We start from the raw sequence: 279 nt of genomic DNA on the forward strand, positions 1-279 counted from the left end.
CACGCGAATAGCTTCTTCTTCGACTGCTATCCCACGTTCGCGCTCGGCGTATCGGCCAGTCATGAATTCGCCGACGAAGGCGCGGGCAAGCGTCCGCTTCCTGACATCGCGGGCCACCCCGATCTCGCGATTCATATTGCCGAGCAGCTCGTCAACGACGAATTCGACCTCACGATCTTCCAGGACCGTCCGCTCGATCACGGCTGCAATTCGCCACTGTCGCTGATGTTGCCGCATGCCGCTGGCTGGCCGCTTGCGCTCGTGCCGATAGAGGTCAAC

The 279-nt window shown here is 61.3% G+C and carries 1 pseudogene; it reads left to right on the top strand.

Annotated features, from left to right (window positions below):
- Positions 1-279, top strand: a pseudogene (locus EN859_RS37720) (protocatechuate 3,4-dioxygenase); the annotation flags it as partial.

Source organism: Mesorhizobium sp. M00.F.Ca.ET.216.01.1.1, assembly GCF_004010325.2.
In the GTDB taxonomy this organism is placed as follows: domain Bacteria; phylum Pseudomonadota; class Alphaproteobacteria; order Rhizobiales; family Rhizobiaceae; genus Mesorhizobium.